This is a genomic window from Agathobaculum faecis (assembly GCF_014287995.1).
GTDB lineage: Bacteria > Bacillota > Clostridia > Oscillospirales > Butyricicoccaceae > Agathobaculum > Agathobaculum ammoniilyticum.
In genome coordinates, this window is sequence record NZ_JACOPL010000056.1 from 1 (window position 1) to 1,469 (window position 1,469).

At 60.4% G+C, this 1,469-nt stretch carries 1 protein-coding gene; it reads left to right on the forward strand.

Annotated features, from left to right (window positions below):
* The first annotated feature begins 21 nt into the window (after positions 1-21).
* Positions 22-1,467, forward strand: a complete 1,446-nt coding sequence (locus tag H8S45_RS15735; protein ID WP_207724527.1) for a 4-hydroxyphenylacetate 3-hydroxylase family protein — start codon at positions 22-24, stop codon at positions 1,465-1,467.
* The last annotated feature ends 2 nt before the right edge of the window (positions 1,468-1,469 follow it).

Genomic DNA, 1,469 nt, shown 5'->3' on the forward strand with positions numbered 1-1,469 from the left:
AAGAAAGGATACTTGATCGATATGATGACCAAAGACCAATATATCGAGTCCCTGCGGAAGCTGCACCTGAACCTGTACAGCTTTGGGGAAAAGGTGGAGAATCCGGTGGATAACGCGATCATCCGCCCGTCGCTGAACTCGTTCGCGGCGACCTATGAGCTGGCGGAGGATCCGCAGTACGAGGACCTGATGACCGCGACCTCCAACCTCACGGGCAAGAAGATCAACCGCTTCACTCATCTGCATCAGTCCACGGACGACCTGATCAAGAAGGTGAAGATGCAGCGCCTGCTGGGGCAGAAGACCGCCGCCTGCTTCCAGCGCTGCGTCGGCATGGACGCGTCCAACGCGGTCTACTCCACCACCTATGAAACCGACGAGGCGTGCGGCACGCATTACTTTGATAACTTCGTGAAGTTCTGGACCGACGTGCAGGAGAACGACTGGGCGGTGGACGGCGCGATGACCGACGTCAAGGGCGACCGCAGCCTGTCCCCCTCCAAGCAGGCGGATCCGGACCTGTTCCTGCATGTGGTGGAGCGCACGGCGGACGGCGTTTACGTCACGGGCGCGAAAGCGCACCAGACCGGTTATATCAACAGCCATTATGTGCTGGTGATGCCGACGATCTCGATGCGCGAGGGGGACGAGGACTACGCGATCTCGTTCGCCTGCCCGACGGACGCGGAAGGCATTACGCTGATCCTTGGGCGGCAGTCGTGCGACACGCGCAAGACCGAGGAATACAACGACATCGACGTGGGCAACAAGGTCTACGGCGGGCATGAGGTGCTGGTGATCTTCGACCATGTGTTCATCCCGAACGAAATGATCTTCCTGAACGGGGAGGTGCAGTTCGCGGGCATGATGGTAGAGCGGTTCGCGGGCTACCACCGCCAGAGCTACGGCGGGTGCAAGGTAGGCGTGGGCGACGTGCTGATCGGCGCGACGGCGCTTGCGGGCGATATGGCAGGCTCTGCGAAGGCCAGCCATGTAAAGGATAAGCTGATCGAGATGACGCACCTGAACGAGACGCTGTACTGCTGCGGCATCGCATGCTCCAGCCAGGGAACGAAGACAAGGAGCGGCAACTACCTGATCGACCTGCTGCTGGCGAACGTATGCAAGCAGAATGTGACGCGGTTCCCGTATGAGATTGCGCGGCTGGCGCAGGACCTTGCGGGAGGTCTGATGGTGACGCAGCCGAGCGAGGCGGACTACCGGAATCCGGCGACGCACGACTACATCGAGAAGTACCTCAAGGGGGTGGCAAGCGTGCCGACCGAGGACCGCATGCGCGTGCTCCGGCTGATCGAGAACATGACGATGGGTACGGCCGCGGTTGGCTACCTGCCCGAGTCCATGCACGGCGCAGGCTCCCCGCAGGCCCAGCGCATCATGATCGCACGACAGTCCAACCTCGAAATGAAAAAAGAACTCGCCAAGAAGATTGCCCGTATCAAGTAATC

Excerpts from the sequence above, each read along its gene's own strand:
- H8S45_RS15735 (WP_207724527.1), top strand. The coding sequence starts at position 22 with ATGATGACCAAAGACCAATATATCGAGTCCCTGCGGAAGCTGCACCTG.